Origin of the sequence: Nocardia ninae NBRC 108245 (assembly GCF_007990755.1) — a bacterium.
GTDB lineage: Bacteria > Actinomycetota > Actinomycetes > Mycobacteriales > Mycobacteriaceae > Nocardia > Nocardia ninae.
In genome coordinates this window covers 73,873-90,724 of sequence record NZ_BJXA01000018.1, presented here as the reverse complement: position 1 = coordinate 90,724, position 16,852 = coordinate 73,873, and the positions used below count along the sequence as shown (strand labels likewise).

The 16,852-nt window shown below is 65.3% G+C and carries 17 protein-coding genes; 8 read left to right on the top strand and 9 right to left on the bottom strand.

What is annotated here, in order from left to right; all coding sequences use genetic code 11:
• The first annotated feature begins 114 nt into the window (after positions 1 to 114).
• Entirely contained in the window at positions 115 to 273 is a 159-nt protein-coding gene (locus tag NN4_RS45000; RefSeq protein ID WP_186818451.1) for a hypothetical protein, read from the top strand.
• 115 nt (positions 274 to 388) lie between these two features.
• On the opposite strand, the gene NN4_RS15985 is transcribed toward NN4_RS45000, so the two are convergent.
• The 6 genes from NN4_RS15985 to NN4_RS15960 form a co-directional block, all read right to left on the bottom strand.
• Positions 389 to 1,027, bottom strand: a complete 639-nt coding sequence (locus NN4_RS15985; protein ID WP_147131354.1) for a maleylpyruvate isomerase family mycothiol-dependent enzyme — start codon at positions 1,025 to 1,027, stop codon at positions 389 to 391.
• A 357-nt stretch (positions 1,028 to 1,384) separates the two neighbouring features.
• The gene (locus tag NN4_RS15980) at positions 1,385 to 2,329 is read right to left on the bottom strand and encodes a sterol desaturase family protein (protein WP_147131351.1); all 945 of its coding nucleotides are present in this window, start codon (positions 2,327 to 2,329) and stop codon (positions 1,385 to 1,387) included.
• 43 nt (positions 2,330 to 2,372) lie between these two features.
• Positions 2,373 to 3,113: a helix-turn-helix transcriptional regulator gene (locus NN4_RS15975; RefSeq protein ID WP_425574295.1), complete on the bottom strand. Its 741-nt coding sequence runs from the start codon at positions 3,111 to 3,113 to the stop codon at positions 2,373 to 2,375.
• Positions 3,114 to 3,912: 799 nt separating this feature from the next.
• On the bottom strand, positions 3,913 to 5,064 hold the full coding sequence (locus tag NN4_RS15970) for an alpha/beta fold hydrolase (RefSeq protein ID WP_246180903.1): 1,152 nt from the start codon (positions 5,062 to 5,064) through the stop codon (positions 3,913 to 3,915).
• A 46-nt stretch (positions 5,065 to 5,110) separates the two neighbouring features.
• Entirely contained in the window at positions 5,111 to 6,898 is a 1,788-nt protein-coding gene (locus NN4_RS15965; protein ID WP_147131346.1) for a gamma-glutamyltransferase family protein, read from the bottom strand.
• A gap of 14 nt (positions 6,899 to 6,912) precedes the next feature.
• A complete protein-coding gene (locus tag NN4_RS15960; protein ID WP_246180902.1) occupies positions 6,913 to 8,268 on the bottom strand; it encodes a flavin monoamine oxidase family protein in 1,356 nt (451 codons plus the stop codon).
• Between the two features lie 55 nt (positions 8,269 to 8,323).
• Here NN4_RS15960 and NN4_RS15955 point away from each other — a divergent pair, with 55 nt between their 5' ends.
• From NN4_RS15955 to NN4_RS15930, 6 genes are all read left to right on the top strand, one after another.
• Positions 8,324 to 8,923 (top strand): TetR/AcrR family transcriptional regulator, encoded by a 600-nt coding sequence (locus tag NN4_RS15955; RefSeq protein WP_246180901.1) that lies wholly within the window; start codon positions 8,324 to 8,326, stop codon positions 8,921 to 8,923.
• A 509-nt stretch (positions 8,924 to 9,432) separates the two neighbouring features.
• A complete protein-coding gene (locus NN4_RS15950) occupies positions 9,433 to 9,924 on the top strand; it encodes a hypothetical protein (protein ID WP_147131340.1) in 492 nt (163 codons plus the stop codon).
• A 316-nt stretch (positions 9,925 to 10,240) separates the two neighbouring features.
• Complete coding sequence (locus NN4_RS15945; RefSeq protein ID WP_147131337.1) at positions 10,241 to 10,519, top strand: DUF7336 domain-containing protein; 279 nt, start codon at positions 10,241 to 10,243, stop codon at positions 10,517 to 10,519.
• A gap of 352 nt (positions 10,520 to 10,871) precedes the next feature.
• Positions 10,872 to 11,495 carry an SMI1/KNR4 family protein gene (locus NN4_RS15940; protein ID WP_147131333.1) on the top strand — a complete coding sequence of 208 codons (624 nt, stop codon included), beginning with the start codon at positions 10,872 to 10,874 and terminating at the stop codon, positions 11,493 to 11,495.
• Between the two features lie 351 nt (positions 11,496 to 11,846).
• Positions 11,847 to 12,557: a helix-turn-helix domain-containing protein gene (locus NN4_RS15935; RefSeq protein WP_147131330.1), complete on the top strand. Its 711-nt coding sequence runs from the start codon at positions 11,847 to 11,849 to the stop codon at positions 12,555 to 12,557.
• A 62-nt stretch (positions 12,558 to 12,619) separates the two neighbouring features.
• Complete coding sequence (locus NN4_RS15930; RefSeq protein ID WP_147131327.1) at positions 12,620 to 14,197, top strand: alpha/beta fold hydrolase; 1,578 nt, start codon at positions 12,620 to 12,622, stop codon at positions 14,195 to 14,197.
• A gap of 239 nt (positions 14,198 to 14,436) precedes the next feature.
• On the opposite strand, the gene NN4_RS15925 is transcribed toward NN4_RS15930, so the two are convergent.
• From NN4_RS15925 to NN4_RS15915, 3 genes are all read right to left on the bottom strand, one after another.
• A complete protein-coding gene (locus NN4_RS15925; RefSeq protein ID WP_147131324.1) occupies positions 14,437 to 15,090 on the bottom strand; it encodes a hypothetical protein in 654 nt (217 codons plus the stop codon).
• A 133-nt stretch (positions 15,091 to 15,223) separates the two neighbouring features.
• Complete coding sequence (locus NN4_RS15920; protein WP_147131320.1) at positions 15,224 to 15,649, bottom strand: thiol-disulfide oxidoreductase DCC family protein; 426 nt, start codon at positions 15,647 to 15,649, stop codon at positions 15,224 to 15,226.
• A 120-nt stretch (positions 15,650 to 15,769) separates the two neighbouring features.
• On the bottom strand, positions 15,770 to 16,423 hold the full coding sequence (locus tag NN4_RS15915) for a TetR/AcrR family transcriptional regulator (protein ID WP_147131317.1): 654 nt from the start codon (positions 16,421 to 16,423) through the stop codon (positions 15,770 to 15,772).
• Between the two features lie 104 nt (positions 16,424 to 16,527).
• Here NN4_RS15915 and NN4_RS15910 point away from each other — a divergent pair, with 104 nt between their 5' ends.
• Entirely contained in the window at positions 16,528 to 16,719 is a 192-nt protein-coding gene (locus NN4_RS15910; protein WP_147131314.1) for a hypothetical protein, read from the top strand.
• Positions 16,720 to 16,852: the final 133 nt, after the last annotated feature.

The following is a 16,852-nucleotide window of genomic DNA, read 5'->3' as shown; positions in this document are numbered from 1 at the left end:
ACCGACACGAGACGCCGACGCCTCCTTTCGGGGTAGCCGAGGTCGCCATGGCGCGCGGTATCGGCGATGTGACGCTCGACGACAGTCGAGCGGCTCGCCCGGATGGACACCGATATGACCGAACTGCTCGACGTCTTGAAAACTTTTGCCCGCCAAGAGGAATTAATGGGCGCGGCGTACCCATCGCCCGATCTCTCGCGCCCGGCGAACTGGACTACAGGCGTATTGATCCAACCTGTTTCCTGGCTGGGCACCAGACTGTGGTTGGCGTAACCGCCGATGACCGCACCGATCGCGCTGCCTCGCAGAGTCCGCTGATTTCCAGGGCGAGTGCCGTCATGGCGCGTTGGGGAGGCTGATCCGCACACGCAAGGAAGGCGCTCGCTGTTCAGAGACGACTGCGCAGGGTGGGCAATCCAGGTCCGGTGAGCTCCTCGCAGTAGGTGGCTCTACCAGCCATCGCCATGGTCAAGGCGATGGTTGTTCCACTGACCAGAGCGCCGGTTCCCGCAGCAAAGGGGCCGTCGGTCGCCTCCAGGCGCAAACCTTTGATCGAGCTGTGGCTGGAAACAGTGAAGTCTCGGCTCGCGTAGAACCGGGCGACCTCGGTGACAGCCTCGATCGAGGGCTCACGCGGCAGGCCCAACGGATATCGAATGTCTTGGGCGTGGACGATCACCTCACCGAGCCAGGCTGTCGTGGGACCGAATGGAGAGGTGGTGCTGGTGATGATCTTCCGGAATCTTTCCAGCGTTTCCGCAGGAGTTGTGCCACGGTGCTCGGCCAGACGTCGGGCATTGTGGTCATCGAAGTCGAAGCGGGCACGCGAGACGCTGAGCAGCCAGCGGAGGCGGCCGATACTTGCCGCAGCAGTGAGGTGGGCGAGGACTTCCGCTACCGTCCAACGCCCGCACAGCGACTGCTGAGCCCACCGCACATCGTCCAGATCGGCGAGATCATCGGCCAACGCCGCACGTTCGGCGTGAGCCATCGCCCACAGCTCATCGCGAGAAATGACGGTCGACACTCGAGGAAACCTCCCAGCTCAGTGCTGTCTATCCGGCGAGCGGTTCATGGCCCGGCACACGGTCCGTCACTCGCAGCGGAACGACAACAGTTCGTTGTTCTCATCTGATGACGACGCCGCTCGCCCGAATTCATCGGCCAAGCAACGTGATCGGCGGGCCCGGCCCCCCTGCACCGGGCCGATGACGAAGGGAAGCAATCTCGGCGAATGGGCTGTCGACCAGGCCCTCGTCCGCGGCGAGCTCGAACCGTGCCGCCTGCCGAGCGCAGGTGCCCTCGCCCGCGGGCACCTGCAACGACATTTTGCTCCGGTTCTGAAAGCCACTCTCGTGTGCGCAGCGTTCGTAAGCAATCGAGTTCAGCTGATGGGCGCGACGGAGCCCGCGTCACGGTCGGCCGCCGATGCGGCAGCAGAACTTTCGGTGGTGGCGTCGGTGAAGTGGCAGGCGCCGTGGTGGGTGAACGGTTCGACGAGTTGGGCGAGGTAGCTGACGGGGTAGTCGGGCTTGGCGGCCATGCCTAGGTCGGCGCTACTGAATCGGCGAGCGGGGTCGTAGCTGTAGGTGCGTAGCAGGTGGTCCCAGAGGAGGGTGAACAGCCCGAAGTTGACGTCGCCGATGCCCGCCCATTTGAGGTGGTGGAAGCGGTGGCCTTCGTTGAGGGCGAGTAGGTGTTTGAAGGGGCCGACACGGTAGTCGGCGTTGGAGTGCTGCAGCAGCAACTGCACCGCGACCGCGAGAGACAACGCGGCGGCGACGGGGACGGGAATGCCGATGAGCAACAGTGGGGTGACGCCTGCGGTCATTTCGATGGTTTGATGCAGGGGGTGTTTCATCAGGCCGTTGAGGCCGTAGAAGCGGGTGATGCTGTGGTGCACGGCGTGGAACCGCCACAGGACCCCGATCTTGTGGCTGGCGTAGTGGGCCAGGGTGATACCGAGGTCGGCGACCAGGATCGCGATCAGCACCTGGACGACGAAAGGCCAGTTGCTGGGCCAGATTCCGTCGCCGGGGATCAGCGCGGCCAAGGCGGGAATCGCGGCGACGCTGGCGAGGATGAGGGTTTCGTTGACGAAGGTGTGGGTGGTGTCGCGGCCGGCGTCCCCGGTCGGAGTGTTCCAGGCATCGTGATAAGGCAGTAAGCGTTCGGCGGCGAACGACAAGGCGATGGCGGTGACGAGCAGAGCAAGCAGCCAGGCTTTGTTGGCTCCGCCGGCTGCCAGGGCGATGCCTACGCCGTTGATGCCGATCAGCATCACAGGCGCGAAGCCGTAGCGGATAAGGGGTGCGGTGATCGTGGACATGTGTTCAGCGTCGCCGTCGGGCCGGGCTCGTGGCTTGTAGAAATCAGCTGGACTGAGGCGTGCGGGGTCGCCAGCCGGTTGCGATTAGGGCTTCGGTAGGGGTGATGCCGAACAGGTCGCGGCAGGTGTTTGTCAGATGCGCGCTGTCGGTGAAACCGGCGGCGTGCGCGGCTTCGGTCAGCGATCCGCCTGCGCGGACGGTGCCGATGGCTAGTTGCAGGCGGGTCCAGCGCCGCCATGCGGCGTAGGGCAGCCCGACTTCGGCGGAGAACAGATGCGATAGGCGGCTCGGTGACATCGCGACGGCGGCGGCGAGCTCGCCCAGCGGCGGCGGACCGCTCGTCGCCGCGGCCGCCACCCGCAGCGCTCGGGTCACCACTGGATGCGAGGACCGCCGTGGAACATGCGATGCCGAGTCGGGCAGTGGCACTGTAGGAGTGGCTCGCGGGGTCGCAGCGGTGATCCAACTCGACACCTGGTCAGGGGGTAGTCCATGGAGGCGAGCCAGAGCAGCGCGGCCGGTGATGCTGGCCGAATCGAGGTAAGCGAAGAAGCCGGTAGTGGTGGGGGCGGCGCGGACTTCGTGGCGAATCCCCGGAGGAATGATCGCCTGCTGGGCGGAGATCGTGTGCCCGGTGGAGTCGGTCAGCGTCAGCTCACCGGTGGTGACGAGCAGGAACTGCACCGCAGCGTGGGAATGTGCTGCGGTGTCCCCGATTTCACCGGTGAACGCCATCAGTCCAGGGGTGAACACCACACCGCCGAGCCACCTCGGCACGCTCACCGTCATTGCTGCCGACCGCGAGAAGGTAGTCGTGCCGCGATGAGCACGGCGAGAGCCGTGCTGATGGCGGCGCTTGCCCAGAACACATTCGACACCGCGTGAGTGTAAGCATCCCGGCCGCACTCAGCGCTTCCCCTTCGGTGCGTGCAAGGTAGCCAGCAGCGCCGTACAAAAGCACACCGGACCGCCGAGACGAGCGGATGAGCCCGAACTCATGGCCGCGCTCCGCGGTTCGGCAGGGTCGCTAACTGCTCGCGGCGTCGAAGCGGCTCGGGCGGGATCACCAGACGTGGGGCAGTAGACAGTATTTCACCGTCTGGGTAGCGGCACCCCACCCACTGCGCAAAAGACTGGCCGCCGACCGCGTGATCCGAGGCAAAGGCCGAATCAACCAGGGCGAGCTCGGCCAACCGGACGTCATCGCACATGTTCGAGGTGTCCGCTCGGATCAATAGAGAGGGTGCACGCGTTTGAGCTACGAGCGCGCACTCTCGTCGACTGAAGCCAGTGGGCGTTCCGGACGGATGCTGCCCGGAAACGGCCGACTCATCGGCGAGGTCCGGACCTCGGGAGAACCGCTGCCACGGAGCTAGCGTGCTTCATGGAATCCCGGCGCAGCGGACCTCATCCGCTGATCCTCGCGTACTCGCGGAGTGGCACATGGTTGCGGCAACGGGCGAGTGAGCCCTCCACCATGTGCCACTCGCGAGAGGTCGATCCGAACGGCGCGATATGCCGTGACCTACGCCAAGGAACGAGATACCTTCGGCCAGCGGGGAAGTAGGCCTCCCCGCCCTGATCAGCGACTCGGCAAGACTTCAGCCAGGAACGCGGACACGTCGGCACGGGCGTGCGGCAGGAGCGTGAAGTGAGTGGCCGATGGGTAGAACTGCAGTCGGCTGTCGACACCGCCCTGCTGGAGTTGTTGCTGAAGTAGCACCGTCGTCGGCATCGGCTGCACCGTGTCGGCGCCGCCCTGTAGGAGCAGCAGTGGGCGGTGATAGCCGGTGGTGGGTGCACCCATGTAGTCCCGGAGTGCGGCGGTCACCGCCGGATCGGTCAGGGGTTTGCTGAATAGTTCACCGACGGGGCGGCCCTTGACGGCGGTAGTCGCCGACTCCAGGCATCCTTCGCCGGCGGCCGCGAGGGCGAGCACCTGCTTTCCACGCTCGCTCAGGTGATCGGTGGCCGCCAGCTCCGGACGTGCGTGCTGGAGGCCCGCCATGATCATCAAGACGCGGACCTGCAGTCCGGCGGGCAGCGGCGCGGCCAGGTCGGGTCCGGAGAGCAGGGTGATCAGATCTTCGTAATTACTTGTCGGAGCGAAGGCAGCGGTTCCGCGCAGGTCGAGTTCCGGGGCGTAGCTCGACGACAGGTGCGCCGCGAGCAGTGCCGCGTGCCCGCCGATGGAATGCCCGGCCAGCGCATACGAATCCGACAGTTCGGGGGCGAGGGCTCGACCGGCCCGGACAATGTCGAGCACCGCATGCCCTTCGGCGCGCCCGGCCAAGTATTCGTACTGCCCTGATGCGCCCAGCCCGATGTAATCTGTGGCCGCCACCGCGTAACCCTGGGCCAAGAGCGAAGACATCTGCGGTGTCTCGTCGTGGTCATCCGCAACCCCGCCCATCAGGTTGGGCGCGCACCCTTGCGCCATGCCGCTTGTGCCGTGCGCCCACGACACCACCCGCCAACCACCGGGCGGCGGCGTCCCGGTGGGAAGATAAACGTTTCCGCCGCTGACCTGAGGCTCACCGTTCTGGCCGGTGGTCCGGTAGACGAGCCGGAAACCCTTGCCCGACGCGGGAATCAGCTCGGCGCCGTCCAGCTGCCGGGACGACACGACGGATCCAGGGTCGTTCGACGGCACCGCCGTCGATATCCCGGTGGTTGTTACCGAACATCCGGCGACCAGCATCGCGACGACCATGCACCGCATGGGGAACTTCATGGAACACCTCTCATGTAATGGGTTGAGAAACAAGCGGTTCGGTCTTTCAGCGTCCGGCGGCGTAGCCCTGCATTCCGCGTGGATTGGCCGCCGCCGACAGCACGCCCGTCTCGGGGTCGCGGGCGACGGCGCAGATGCGTCCCTCCGACCAGGGGTCGCCCACGGTGATCCGATGACCGCGCCGGAGCAGCTCGGCTCGAACGCCCGGGTCGACGCGCGACTCCATGGTTACACCACCGGGATTCATCGAACGCGGATAGAACGAGCCGGGAAAGCTGTCCTGGTGCCAGTTCGGTGCGTCGATCGCCCCCTGGAGATCCAGGTGGCCACAACCCTTTGCGTCGCCACGCGATACCAGTTCCAGGAAGAAGTGCAAGCTCCACTGATCCTGCTGGTCACCACCCGGAGTGCCGAACGCCAGGATGGGCTCGCCGTCACGTAATGCGAGGGTGGGGCTGAGCGTGGTGCGTGGGCGGCGGCCCGGCGCAAGGGAATTCGGGAGTCCCGGCTCCAGCCACGCCATCTGCAACCGGGTGCCGAGCGGGAAACCCAATTCGGGCACGACCGGATTCGACTGCAGCCAGCCTCCGCTGGGCGTGGCGGCAACCATGTTGCCCCAGCGATCCACGATGTCGAGATGGCAGGTGTCGCCGCGGGTGGCGCCGGTAACTGCCACGGTAGGTTCCCCGATGCTGACCGAAACATCGTGCGGCGCAGCGGAATGAACATGGCTACTCACCCGCGGCGATCGACCGCCCGGGCTGCCGGGCCGCAGCAGATAGGACGCCTCCGGGCCGATCAAGGCACGCCGTTCCGCGTTGTACACCGGCGACAGCAATGCCTCCAGGCTGATCTCGGAGCCCTCCCCGTACCAGGCCTCCCGATCCGCCATCGCGAGTTTCGATCCCTCGATCAGCGCGTGGTAGTAATCGGCCGTTCCGTGGTCCAGTCGTTCTGGTAGCAAGGCAAGCTGTTGCAGAAATACCGGCCCCTGGCTCCACAGGCCGGGCTTCGCGATGGTCCAGCCGTTCCAGGTGTATGTGGCCGGAGCCTCGTATGTCGCAGCGTAATTCGCCAGATCGTCGCCGGTCAAAGTGCCGGCGTGGCGCTCGCCCGAGGTGTCCATCGTGGGCTGCGCCGCTGCGGAGGCAAGCGCTTCGGCGATGAACCCCTCGCGCCATGCGCGCCTGGCGATGTCGATCTGCGTGTCGCGGTCCGCGCTCGCAGCCTCGGCTTCGGTGATCAGCCGCCGCCAGGTCCGGGCCAATACCGGGTTCTTCAGCAATTGCCCGGGGGCAGGCGGATTTCCGTCCGGTAGATACACCGAGGCCGAAGTAGTCCACTCGGTCTCGAAGATATCCCGCATCCAGGACACGGTGACCGAGACATCCTCGAGCACAGGGTGTCCATGCTCGGCGTACCGGATGGCGTGTGCCAGCACCTCGGCCAGCCGCTTGGTGCCGTGGTTGTGTAACAGCAGCATCCAGGCGTCGAAGGCGCCGGGTACCGCCGCGGCCAACGGCCCGGTTCCGGGCACCAACGCCAGGCCCAGGCCGGTGTAATGCTTGATCGTCGCGCCCGTGGGTGCTGGACCTTGCCCGCACAGCACCTGCGGGGGCTGTCCCGCCGCTGCGAGGATGATCGGCACCTCTCCCGCCGGGCCGTTCAGGTGCGGCTCGACCACATGCAGGGTGAAGCCCGCAGCTACCGCCGCGTCGAAGGCGTTGCCGCCGTCCTCGAGGATCGCCATCGCGGCCGCCGAGGCGAGCCAGTGCGTGGACGAGACCATGCCGAAGGTGCCCTGCAGGGTGGGACGTGTGGTGAAGCTGGTCATTGGTGGGAGTCCCTTCAGCGGGTGGTGGCGAGAATTTCGCGGGCCGCGCGTTGACCGGATTCGATTGCGCCGTCGATGTATCCGGCCCAGCGGGTCGCTGTTTCGGTGCCGGCCCAGTGCATTGAGCCGGTCGGGCGGCGTAACTCCGGTCCGAAGCGCGTCAAGGTCGAGGGGGTGGCGAAGGCGCCGTAGCAGCCGCGGCTGAAAGATTCGGCGGCCCAGTCCTGTTCGATGTAGTGGACCGGATTGCGTGCCATGGGGCCGAAATAGGCTGCCAGGTCGTCGAGTACCGCGGCGCGGCGTTCCTTCGGTGCCAGGCGAGCGGCGGCTTGGGCATGGGTGGCTTCGAGGAAGCCGACCAGGACCGCGGGGTCGCCGCCGGGTGGACCGGCGTCGAAGACTGTACCGAGCGGGCGCCGGTCGCTATTGGCTTGTCCGGATAGACCTTTCGCGCGCCAGAACGGCTCGTCATAGACCGCGTTGACCTTGATCGTCCAGCCCATTGGGAGGCGTTGCAGCAGTTGGGCGCGTTCGGCGGGCAGGTCCGGCGTGAACCGGATTCGGTTCACCAGCGGCGGTGGGACCGCGATGATCGCGTGCCGCCCGCACCATTGCCGCCGCCCGGCCCGGACCCGAATCTTGTTGTCGCTCCAGTCGATTTGTGTCACCGCGGCGCCGAGGACGACCCGGTCGCCCAATTCCTCGGCCATCGCGATCGACAGCCGCTGGGTGCCGCCGACGACCCGGTCCTGCTGCGCGCCGCCGGTCGTGTTGATCAACGAGTCGAGGCCGCCGCCCGAATGGATGTAGAACTGCGCCCACAGTGCCGACATGTCCTCCGGTTCGGCGCACCAGACCGCCTGGGTGATCAGCCGGAAAAAGGCGCGTCCGGTCTCGGTGTGCGAGTGCTTGCGCAACCAGGTGTCGAAGGTCTGCGCATCGAGTTCTCCAGCCTGGGGCGCCGTCCACGGTGCCTGCAAGGGTATTCGCCGGGCCGCGCGATCCAGGCGCAGCTGGGTGACCCCGATATCGGCCAGTACCAACGGATTCAGTCGAGGTATCCGCCCCGGGTAGCGGGTGACGCGGCCGCCGAATTCGCCGATCTTCAGGCCGTGGTCGTAGGTCGGATAGGTGGCGAACTCCAGTTCGGTCAGCAATGCCAGCACCCGATCCTGTCCGGGTCCGACCCACATGCCGCCGACTTCGACAGACGAGGCACTGCCCGGTATTTCGACATTGCAAGTGCGACCGCCGACCCGTTCCCGAGCCTCCAGCACCACGACGTCGAGCCCGGCCGCCGCGAGCGTGCGGGCAGCCGTCAGCCCGGCCGCCCCGGCCCCCACGACGATCACATCTTTGCGATCCGACATTCGCATACACCTAACATCTCAGATACATGATGTATGTGAATGTAGTCTTGTTGTTGTGACTGTCAAGGGACGACGTGCGGAATACGCCGAAGCCACCCGATCCGCGCTGTTGGAGGCGGGGCGTCGGCTGTTCATGGAACGGCGGTACTCGGAACTGTCCGCCGACGAGATCGCGGGGGCCGCCCGCCTGACCCGCGGCGCCGTATATCACCACTTCAACGGCAAGCAAGGGTTGTTCGAGGCAGTCTTCGAGCAGGTCGAACAGGAGCTGACCGAGCGGTTGACGAAGGCACTCGGTACGCCGGGCGACCCGTGGGACACTACCGTCCGGGCCTTGAACGTCTTCCTCGACGAATGCACCGACGTGGCCTACCAGCGCATCGTGCTGCAGCAAGGCCCGGTCGCCCTGGGCTGGGACCGCTGGCGTGAGCTCGACGAGCGCCACATGGTCGGCCTGATCGGCGACCTGGTCGACGAGCTGATCCGGGCGGGCGTCTTACGCCCCCGATCGCCGCACCTGATCGTCCGCGCCATCTACGGACTGCTCACCGAATTGGCTTGGAGCCTCGCCGAATCGGCCGACGAACAGGTGCGCCGCGAAGCTGGCCAGATCGCCCTCGGCATGATCGACTCGCTACGACGCGAAGTCGAATAGCTCGGTCAGGCACAGTCTTTCGCGTGATCGGTGGCCCACTCAACGAATCGGCGTGATAGGCCGCAATCGGATCGGGCTGATCGTCTGCTTCGTCGTCGACCGCGTTCGAGGACACGAACTTTCACACCCTGTTCGGGCAACTCACGAACCACATGGCCACCGACATGTCTTCGAGGGTCAGAGACCCCCTCCTCCCGCTCACGACTAAACCGCCGCATCCGGTGCCAAAAGTTCGCACACGGTGGCATCGTGACCAAATGCCGCCCGCACGGACCTCACGCCCCTGCGACATTCACCTCGTTACCCTTTCCGGGCCTCAGAGTCCACTGCACATAATCCTCGATATCGAGACCGCGCCGCGCAGCGTGGCGGTTACCGCGGTCGCGACCAGTATCGCGGCGGCGGTGTGGGGGATACCGGCTCGCGCAATCACCTCCGAGCCACAGCTCCTGAGTGGCAGGATGCGAACGAGTCTTACCGACATACAACGGGATTCGAGGGGGATAGTGATGTCTGCTACCGCAGTGTTGCTAGCTGTCGCCGCATCCAGTGGCAGCGACGACAATGTCGAACTCGCGGTCATCGCGGCGGCGGCGGTTCCGGTGGTCGCCGCCACGGTGCAGGCCGCAGCCACCGAACTCGGTGTCATCGCCACCCGGGACTTGCGTCGCACCTTGCTGCTTTCGCAGCTGCTGGCAGCGGCGGCGTTATTGACGTTCATTGCAGCAGTGGTACTCGGCGCCAGCGGTCTGACCAGTGAAGCAACCGCCATCTATACCGCGCTGGCCGGTAGCACCCTGGGAGGTTTGTCGTTGACAGGCGGATATCGCGCGAGTGCGGCGCGTCAGTACGCGCTCACCGTGCAGATGGTCAACAGCATCGAGGACCGGCAGTTGCGTGACCGGACGCGCCGCGACATCGCGTTGGAGGCGATACGCAGCACACCTCCCGTCTCACGCGACTCCGGTGGCGACTCAACCACACCAGCGATAGCCCCTTGACTCCTGCGTCCCGGCGTACCACACCCCGACGAGTCGGACTCGGAATTCGTCATCGCAGCGCACGTAGCACGCGATATAGCCGAAGAGCCGATCGCGGCGGCGACTACCCACGCTTGTATCGTGCGACCGCGCCGCCAGTGCGCGGTAATGGTGCCATTACCGCGCGTTGAAAAGCCCTGTCCGCCAATGGTTCTGGTTGACTGACCAACGTGCGGTATACGGCTACTTAGCTCACTCGCTCAAACCGAAGCCAGCTTGGGCGGAGGCCGGAGCAGAAGATCGGTGTGATAGACGTGCAGGTATAGGCTTCGTCAACGTGGACGTCTATCTGCTGCGGCACATCCGTCATGCACTGCCCCTGGACGGGTCTCCGGCACGACACGTCGACGCTGACGGAGACCTCGACTGGGATGACGAAGAGGGAGACGACATCAAACTCTTGGGTGTCTACTCAACCGGGCAGCGCGCGCAGGAACGAATTCGCGAAGCGAAGACCCTCCCGGGTTTCCGGGACGAACCCGAGTGTTTTCACATCGCCAGGTACGAAGTCGACAAGGACGAATGGACGTCGGGCTACTTTACATACCAGTACTAGCCAATTGTTCCTTCGTGAGGTAGACACGCCACTCGACGAATCCGGACGTTCGTCGGCGGTCGGGCCGAGTGTCGGTCATGGTCGACCGAGCGCGGGCCCTCGGCATTTTGTGCGTTCACCGACTGCGCGCTCAGCGGCTAGTACCGCTCACTCGCCCTGACTGAGGTCAGCCTGGCGAATGCAATCCTGAACACCTGACGCCGATAAGGACACGTCTTTGGCGACGCCAGACCAACACGTAGACGAGGACATAGCCGCCAGCACAGGTTGAACGCCACACAGGCGTGCGAGCAGGGGCCTTGGCAACATTGCCCACCGGGGCGGTGTCAGTACCGGTCGTTATGGTCACCGCATGCCGCACCCCGCTCCGGACACCTTCGCCCAGGTATGGGCTCGTTTTCTCCATCACCTCCGCGTGCACTCGCCCGCCTCCGCCGCGACCCTGCAACCCGGCGCTACCGCCGAACAGATCGCGCACCTGGAAGCTGTCCAGGGTTTCGCGCTGCACCCCGACGTCCGGGCACTGCTCGAACATCACAACGGCACCGCGTATGTCGACGGGAACACCGTCGAAGGCGCCGACTTCCTGCCGATGGGCTACATGCTCGACCCGATCGCCCAGATCCTCGCCGGTCACGAGTGGCGAACCACCTTCAGCACCGAGAATCGAGCAATGGGAATTCCCGAGGAGACCCTCTACGGCCATGCCCACCAATGGGTTCCGATCGCTCACTCCATCGACGCCGGTATCTTGTTCGTCGAGCACCGCCCCGGACCGACCTACGGTCACGTCATCGAATTGGGTATCGGCTCGGGCGCTTTCGAAGGCACCCTGTGGGCCGACACGCTGCTCGAATTCTTCGACGCCCTCACTCATTCCCTCGACACCCGCACCCCCTTTCACGACCAGACCCCCTGCCTGCGGGAGTCGAACCTCACCGGGAAGATCTACTTGGACTGGGACTGGGACGAGTGAACCCTCCCCGAGAACCCATCGAACGAGCCCTGGAGCCTGGGATATGGGTGTGGCTCTGGATTGGGCCGCGACTCGTGCTGCGGGGGCCGGGTTCGCCGGGGTGACGGTGGCGGGTGAGCCGGCTGGCCATCGGTGGCGAGTGCTGGGACAGTTGACCGCGCAACTGCGGTGCTATGCACCCGAGCCGGTCGATGAAACCTGGGGTCGGTTGCGGCATCTGGGTGCGCGCCGTGAACAGCTGCTGTTCGAGATGCGTGCAGCGTCGATGCCTTCGCGCATAGGTTGACTCTGCCCCGAGGGCACGGTTCAGAATGTGCTCCACAGCGACGGGCACGAGGCACGGGAGACGACATGGGATGGAGCACTCGCGAACTCGCTGAACTCGCGGGCGCGACGGTGAAGGCGGTGCGGTACTACCACGACATCGGTGTCCTCGAACAGCCGGTCAGGGCCTCCAATGGGTACAAGCAATATGGCATCGCGCATCTGCTCCGGGTGTTGCAGATCAAGCGGCTGACGGCCCTCGGATTCTCGCTGGCTCAGGTCGCGGCCATGGGCGACGAGATCGATCATCCCGAACACTCCCTGCGCGCGCTGGATGCCGAACTGGCGGCGACGATCGAACGCTTGCAGCGGGCGCGGATCGAATTGGGTTCGATCCTGCGGCATTCCGCCCGGCCGGACCTGCCACACGACATCGCCCTGGCGAGTCGAGACGGTAAGTTGACCGACGCCGACCGGTCTTTCGCAACCTACCTGAGCGGAGTGCTCGACCCGCCCGCCCTCGCCGCGTACAGCGAAATACTTCGAACTCCCGCAACGCCCGCCGGAACGGACTTCGACGAATTGCCCGCCGACGCCGACGAATCGACCCGAGCCGACATCGCTCGCCGCATGATTCCGGAAGTCGCGGCACTGACGGAGAAGCACCCCGGTGTGTCCGCGGCACTCACCGCCCGCGGCCCACGCACGGTGCGGGACGTGCGGGAGGTGATGTTCGAGCTCTACAACCCCGCTCAGCTCGACGTCCTGCGCCGCGTGGGTCTCGGCCTGCGCGACTGACGCCAACCCGACGGACCCTTCCCAAGATTCACCTCGACTTTCCCGATTGGAGTTCCACACCCATGTTCAAATCACGACGAAAGCGCGCGGCTGCCGCGGTGGCGGTGGCGTCGATGATGATCGTGGCTCTCGGCGCGTGCGATTCCGGTTCCACGGCCCCGGGCGCACGAAGCCCGGAGCCGGAGCCGTCGACCGAGCTGCAACGGTTCTACGATCAGACCCTGAACTTCGAGGCGTGCGAGGGATATGCGACGACCTCCGCCGACCGGGACACCTTCACCCTCGATCCCGGGTTTCAGTGCGCGCGTATGAAGGTGCCACTCGACTATGACGATCCCGCAGGGAAGACGGCATCGATCGCGCTCTTGAAGGCGCCCGCCAGGGGCAAACCCATCGGGTCGTTGGTGCTCAATCCCGGTGGCCCCGGGGGAGCGGGCATGGGGATGGCTGCGCTTGCGGCCGGGTCGCTGAGCAAGAGCCCAGTGACCGAGAACTTCGACCTGGTCGGTTTCGATCCACGCGGGGTGGCGGCGTCGGCCCCGGCGATCGACTGCTTCACGGACGCGGAAATCGATGCGGGACAGGGCACTACGACCGTCTTGACCGGTTCCGGATCCTGGACCGAAGAGGAGACCCGGACGATCGTGGAACAGTGCTCGCGGCGCTCCGGTGGTGACGACGTCCTCGCCGGCGTCGGAACCCGCAGCGCGGCCCGCGACATGGACATTCTTCGCGCGGTACTCGGTGACGACCGGCTCACCTTCCTGGGGCGCAGTTACGGCACCAGACTGGGCGCGGTGTACGCCGAGATGTTCCCGGCCAAGGTCGGGGCGATGGTGCTCGACGGCGGCATCGACCCGCATCTGGGCACGGCCGAACGCCGGGTGGCTCAATTCCGGCAGTTCCAACGAGCTTTCGACGACATGGCGGTCGCCTGCGCATCGACGCCGGACTGTGCGCTCGGAACCGACCCGAGCCGGGCCGTCGAGGTCTTCCACGGCATCGCGCGACCATTGATCGACAAGCCGATCGTGACGGCCAACGGTCGACGCATGGATTTCGACGCCGCCTACGGCGCGGTGACAGCGGGCCTGTTCGACTCGAGGGTGTGGCCGATCATCACCAAGGGGATCGGCGAACTTCGCGACGGATCGCCGGAGACGCTGCTGCGGATCAGTGACGTGTTCAGCGGACGAGGACCCGACGGCGTCTACCCGAACTTTTCCGAAGCGAACTTCGCGATCAATTGCATGGACGAGCAGCGCAACACGCCGGAAGAGGAAGCCGAACTCAAGCGCAGAGTCCAGGAGGTGGCGCCGTTCACCGATGCCGGACTCGGCACCGAGGGGGCGCGGGACGCCTGCGAATCCTGGTCGGCCGCACCGGATTTGGACTACCCGTACGCCACCGGCATCAGCGGACTACCGGACACGCTGACCATCTCGATCACCGGTGATCCGACCACGCCGTACGACGGCGGCGTGCGCCTTGCCGACACCCTGGGCGGCAGCCTGCTCACCGTCGACGGTAAGCAGCACACCATCGCAGTCGACGGCACCAACAAGTGCGTCGACGATATCGTCGCCGACTACCTCGTCGACCTGAAGTCCCTTGCGGCACAGGCCCGATGCAGTCTGTGACGCTCCGCCCGTCACCGCGAAGGGCGGACGAAGCGCATCGGTGAGGACCAAAAACGCACCGGTACTGGTGATTACGCCACGCCCCATTACCGGGGATTCGTGCGGCCCAGATTCCAGCCCGGCCGACAATTCAACCACCCGCGGAGGACCTTGACGCAAGACATCTCGTGCCGCGCCCCAACGGTCCGGCCGGGTCCCGTGGCGGGGCGGCGATTGTGGATCGAGAACGAGCAGCTTCGCTACGAGTACAGCACGGCAGCGACGGAGGTTCGGTCGGGGTCGAAGGTCGTCGTCAGGGTCTTCCCATCGCGCAATTCGGTGACGCTGATCGTGCTGTCACCTGTGAAGAATATTTGTGCGGGGCAGGGCCCCTCGTACTCGACCCACACCAGTGCCTGCCTGCTGAACAGCCCGCCGCGCTCTCGAAGCCATACGCGGCAGCCGGAGTCGAAGTCGTAGTAGGGCACCACGACCGCTTCGTGGCGGCCGTCGGGGCTCAGCACGATGTCCTCGACGTCGCCGTCATCGCCGGACCAGGCTGCTATGAATGCCGTGTACATCCATAGCGGTATCGCCACCAGCGTCACGACGGCAACAAACGTTCTCCACATCCACTTGCGGTACCGAGACAGCCTAGGGTCGCACGCGAAGCAGAGCACCACGGCGATCGTCCAGAATATCGGGGCCGCCATGAGGGGGATGGCGTCGAGTCGGTAGAAGCGGACTGCCAAACCGCCGTCGGGCCCGGCAATGAACCATGTCGCGATCGCTGCGGCAAATAGCGCAGGGATGGCAAGCATCCCGCCGAGCCGTACTCGGCTCGGCGTCTGATCCGCCCTGCTCTCGCACGTACCCGATACGGGTGGCTTCTCTTCGAACATCTTCTCGGCCAACGAATTATCCACTCGCGTAATCTGTGTCCGAGCTCCTCGCGTTCGGAGGCGGGCCGCCAGCCTATCAGTGTCTGTCTGCCGTCTACGAGCCCCGAAAGATCCTGGCAAACCCGCTACTCAGCGCGCTCCACACCTATGCGGTATGTCCCTGATCGTGGTTCGGGGCGGGAAAGGTGCATGCGGGTGTGCCCCCGGGCAGACGATGCCGGTTATCGGCAACGAGGCGGTAGAGCGCGTCGGCGAGCCAGTTGATCGGCGGGATCAGCATGAGCGTGCCCACTGCTCGCCAAGGGCGAGAGGCACGCCGCAGCAGCAGCCCGAAGGCGCGCGCCCCGGAGGCGCGGTTCTCGGCGCCGTCGATCCACTGGACCGCTTTCTCGGCCTGGTGTTCGGTGAGTCCCAGGGCCGCCAGGTCGAGTCGTTGCCACGGAGCGAAATCGACGTCCGGTCTTATGCGAGCGCGGATGAAATCGACGCTGGAGGTGCAGAATGCACAGTCGCCGTCGAATATCACCACAGGCCGTGCCGTCGCCGCTGGTGTGGCGGATGCTGATCCCATCTTTGAGCTCCCTCCATTGGGACCTTCATCATCGAGCCTAGATTCTCAGGGCATTCCCACGTGGTCACTGAGAGTGAACTCACTCGGTACCACCACCCCGTGGTCGTTAATATTCGTGCGTCACAGAAGATCTCGTCTCAGCGGGCTGAGCGCACAGTCAGATCCTCGACACCCGTTCACAAATGAGTCCAGCCGAGCGAAAACTATGTGTTCGGCTTGATCCGCAGTGATGTTGCCGGTCAGGGTCAGTCCGGCAAGGCCCGTGGACAGCGCGAGGAGTTCGCGTGCGGCCGCTGCAACGTCGAGATCGGTTGCGACCGTGCGGCCCAGAAGAAGTGCGATCAGGTCGATCAGCCCGCCGTAGCCCTCAGTCACCTGGACGGCGAGACTCGGGCGCGGCAGTGCGTGTGTCTCGAATGCCTGCATGATTCGGAACAGTCGGCGGTCGGCGGCTGTTCGCGGGATGGTCTCGGCAAGTATCGCGCGCAGCACCGCGATCGGGTCGTCGGTGCCCGCTGCCGCGACTCGCTCTCGAACTCGGTTGCCGCCGGCCTCGGTGATGCTGGTGAACGCTGCCGCGAGCAGATCGTCCTTGGTGGGAAAGTAATGCTGGACTCGGCCGATGGAGACGCCGGCCTGCTGGGCGACGTTCCGGATGCTCATCCTTTCGACCCCTTCGGTATCCACGATCGTGAACACCGCCTCCAGAATTGACTGCCGTCGCTCGTCGTACGCGGTACCCACACCGCGCACTGCCGCACCCTTGCCGCCCACCGCCACCGCCTTTCCAGATCGATCGTATTGGTTTGACTCTAGTCAAGGCCACAGCTAGCCTTGCGGCATCAAAGCAATACGTTCGTATTGATAAGGGAGAAATGATGCTCGAAACATTGGGTTTGCTCCTGCTCATTCAGGGCGTCGGCGGGCTGATCAACAATCTCGCGGGGGGCTCGAGGAGCTGGTTCGTACTGAACTATCTCGACCTCCCGGACTGGGCTCGGCTGGTCGGCTACCTGATCCTGATCGCCGTCAGCGCTGTGATTCTGCTGTGGCGCAAAGCTTTCCGCTGACCGAGCGAGTCAGGCGCCTGGCTATCCAAGCCCCACTGAGCAATACCCCTCGGTGTGGGAGTCCGCCCTCCCATTACCGCCGGTTCGGCAGTACCGTGCGTTGGGAAGACCTGCCCGCCAGCTGATTCGGGCG

Excerpts from the sequence above, each read along its gene's own strand:
- NN4_RS45000 (WP_186818451.1), top strand. The coding sequence starts at position 115 with ATGACCGAACTGCTCGACGTCTTGAAAACTTTTGCCCGCCAAGAGGAA.
- NN4_RS15980 (WP_147131351.1), bottom strand. The coding sequence starts at position 2,329 with ATGTCCACGATCACCGCACCCCTTATCCGCTACGGCTTCGCGCCTGTG.
- NN4_RS15970 (WP_246180903.1), bottom strand. The coding sequence starts at position 5,064 with ATGAAGTTCCCCATGCGGTGCATGGTCGTCGCGATGCTGGTCGCCGGA.
- NN4_RS15965 (WP_147131346.1), bottom strand. The coding sequence starts at position 6,898 with ATGACCAGCTTCACCACACGTCCCACCCTGCAGGGCACCTTCGGCATG.
- NN4_RS15960 (WP_246180902.1), bottom strand. The coding sequence starts at position 8,268 with ATGTCGGATCGCAAAGATGTGATCGTCGTGGGGGCCGGGGCGGCCGGG.
- NN4_RS15950 (WP_147131340.1), top strand. The coding sequence starts at position 9,433 with ATGTCTGCTACCGCAGTGTTGCTAGCTGTCGCCGCATCCAGTGGCAGC.
- NN4_RS15940 (WP_147131333.1), top strand. The coding sequence starts at position 10,872 with ATGCCGCACCCCGCTCCGGACACCTTCGCCCAGGTATGGGCTCGTTTT.
- NN4_RS15935 (WP_147131330.1), top strand. The coding sequence starts at position 11,847 with ATGGGATGGAGCACTCGCGAACTCGCTGAACTCGCGGGCGCGACGGTG.
- NN4_RS15930 (WP_147131327.1), top strand. The coding sequence starts at position 12,620 with ATGTTCAAATCACGACGAAAGCGCGCGGCTGCCGCGGTGGCGGTGGCG.
- NN4_RS15920 (WP_147131320.1), bottom strand. The coding sequence starts at position 15,649 with ATGGGATCAGCATCCGCCACACCAGCGGCGACGGCACGGCCTGTGGTG.
- NN4_RS15910 (WP_147131314.1), top strand. The coding sequence starts at position 16,528 with ATGCTCGAAACATTGGGTTTGCTCCTGCTCATTCAGGGCGTCGGCGGG.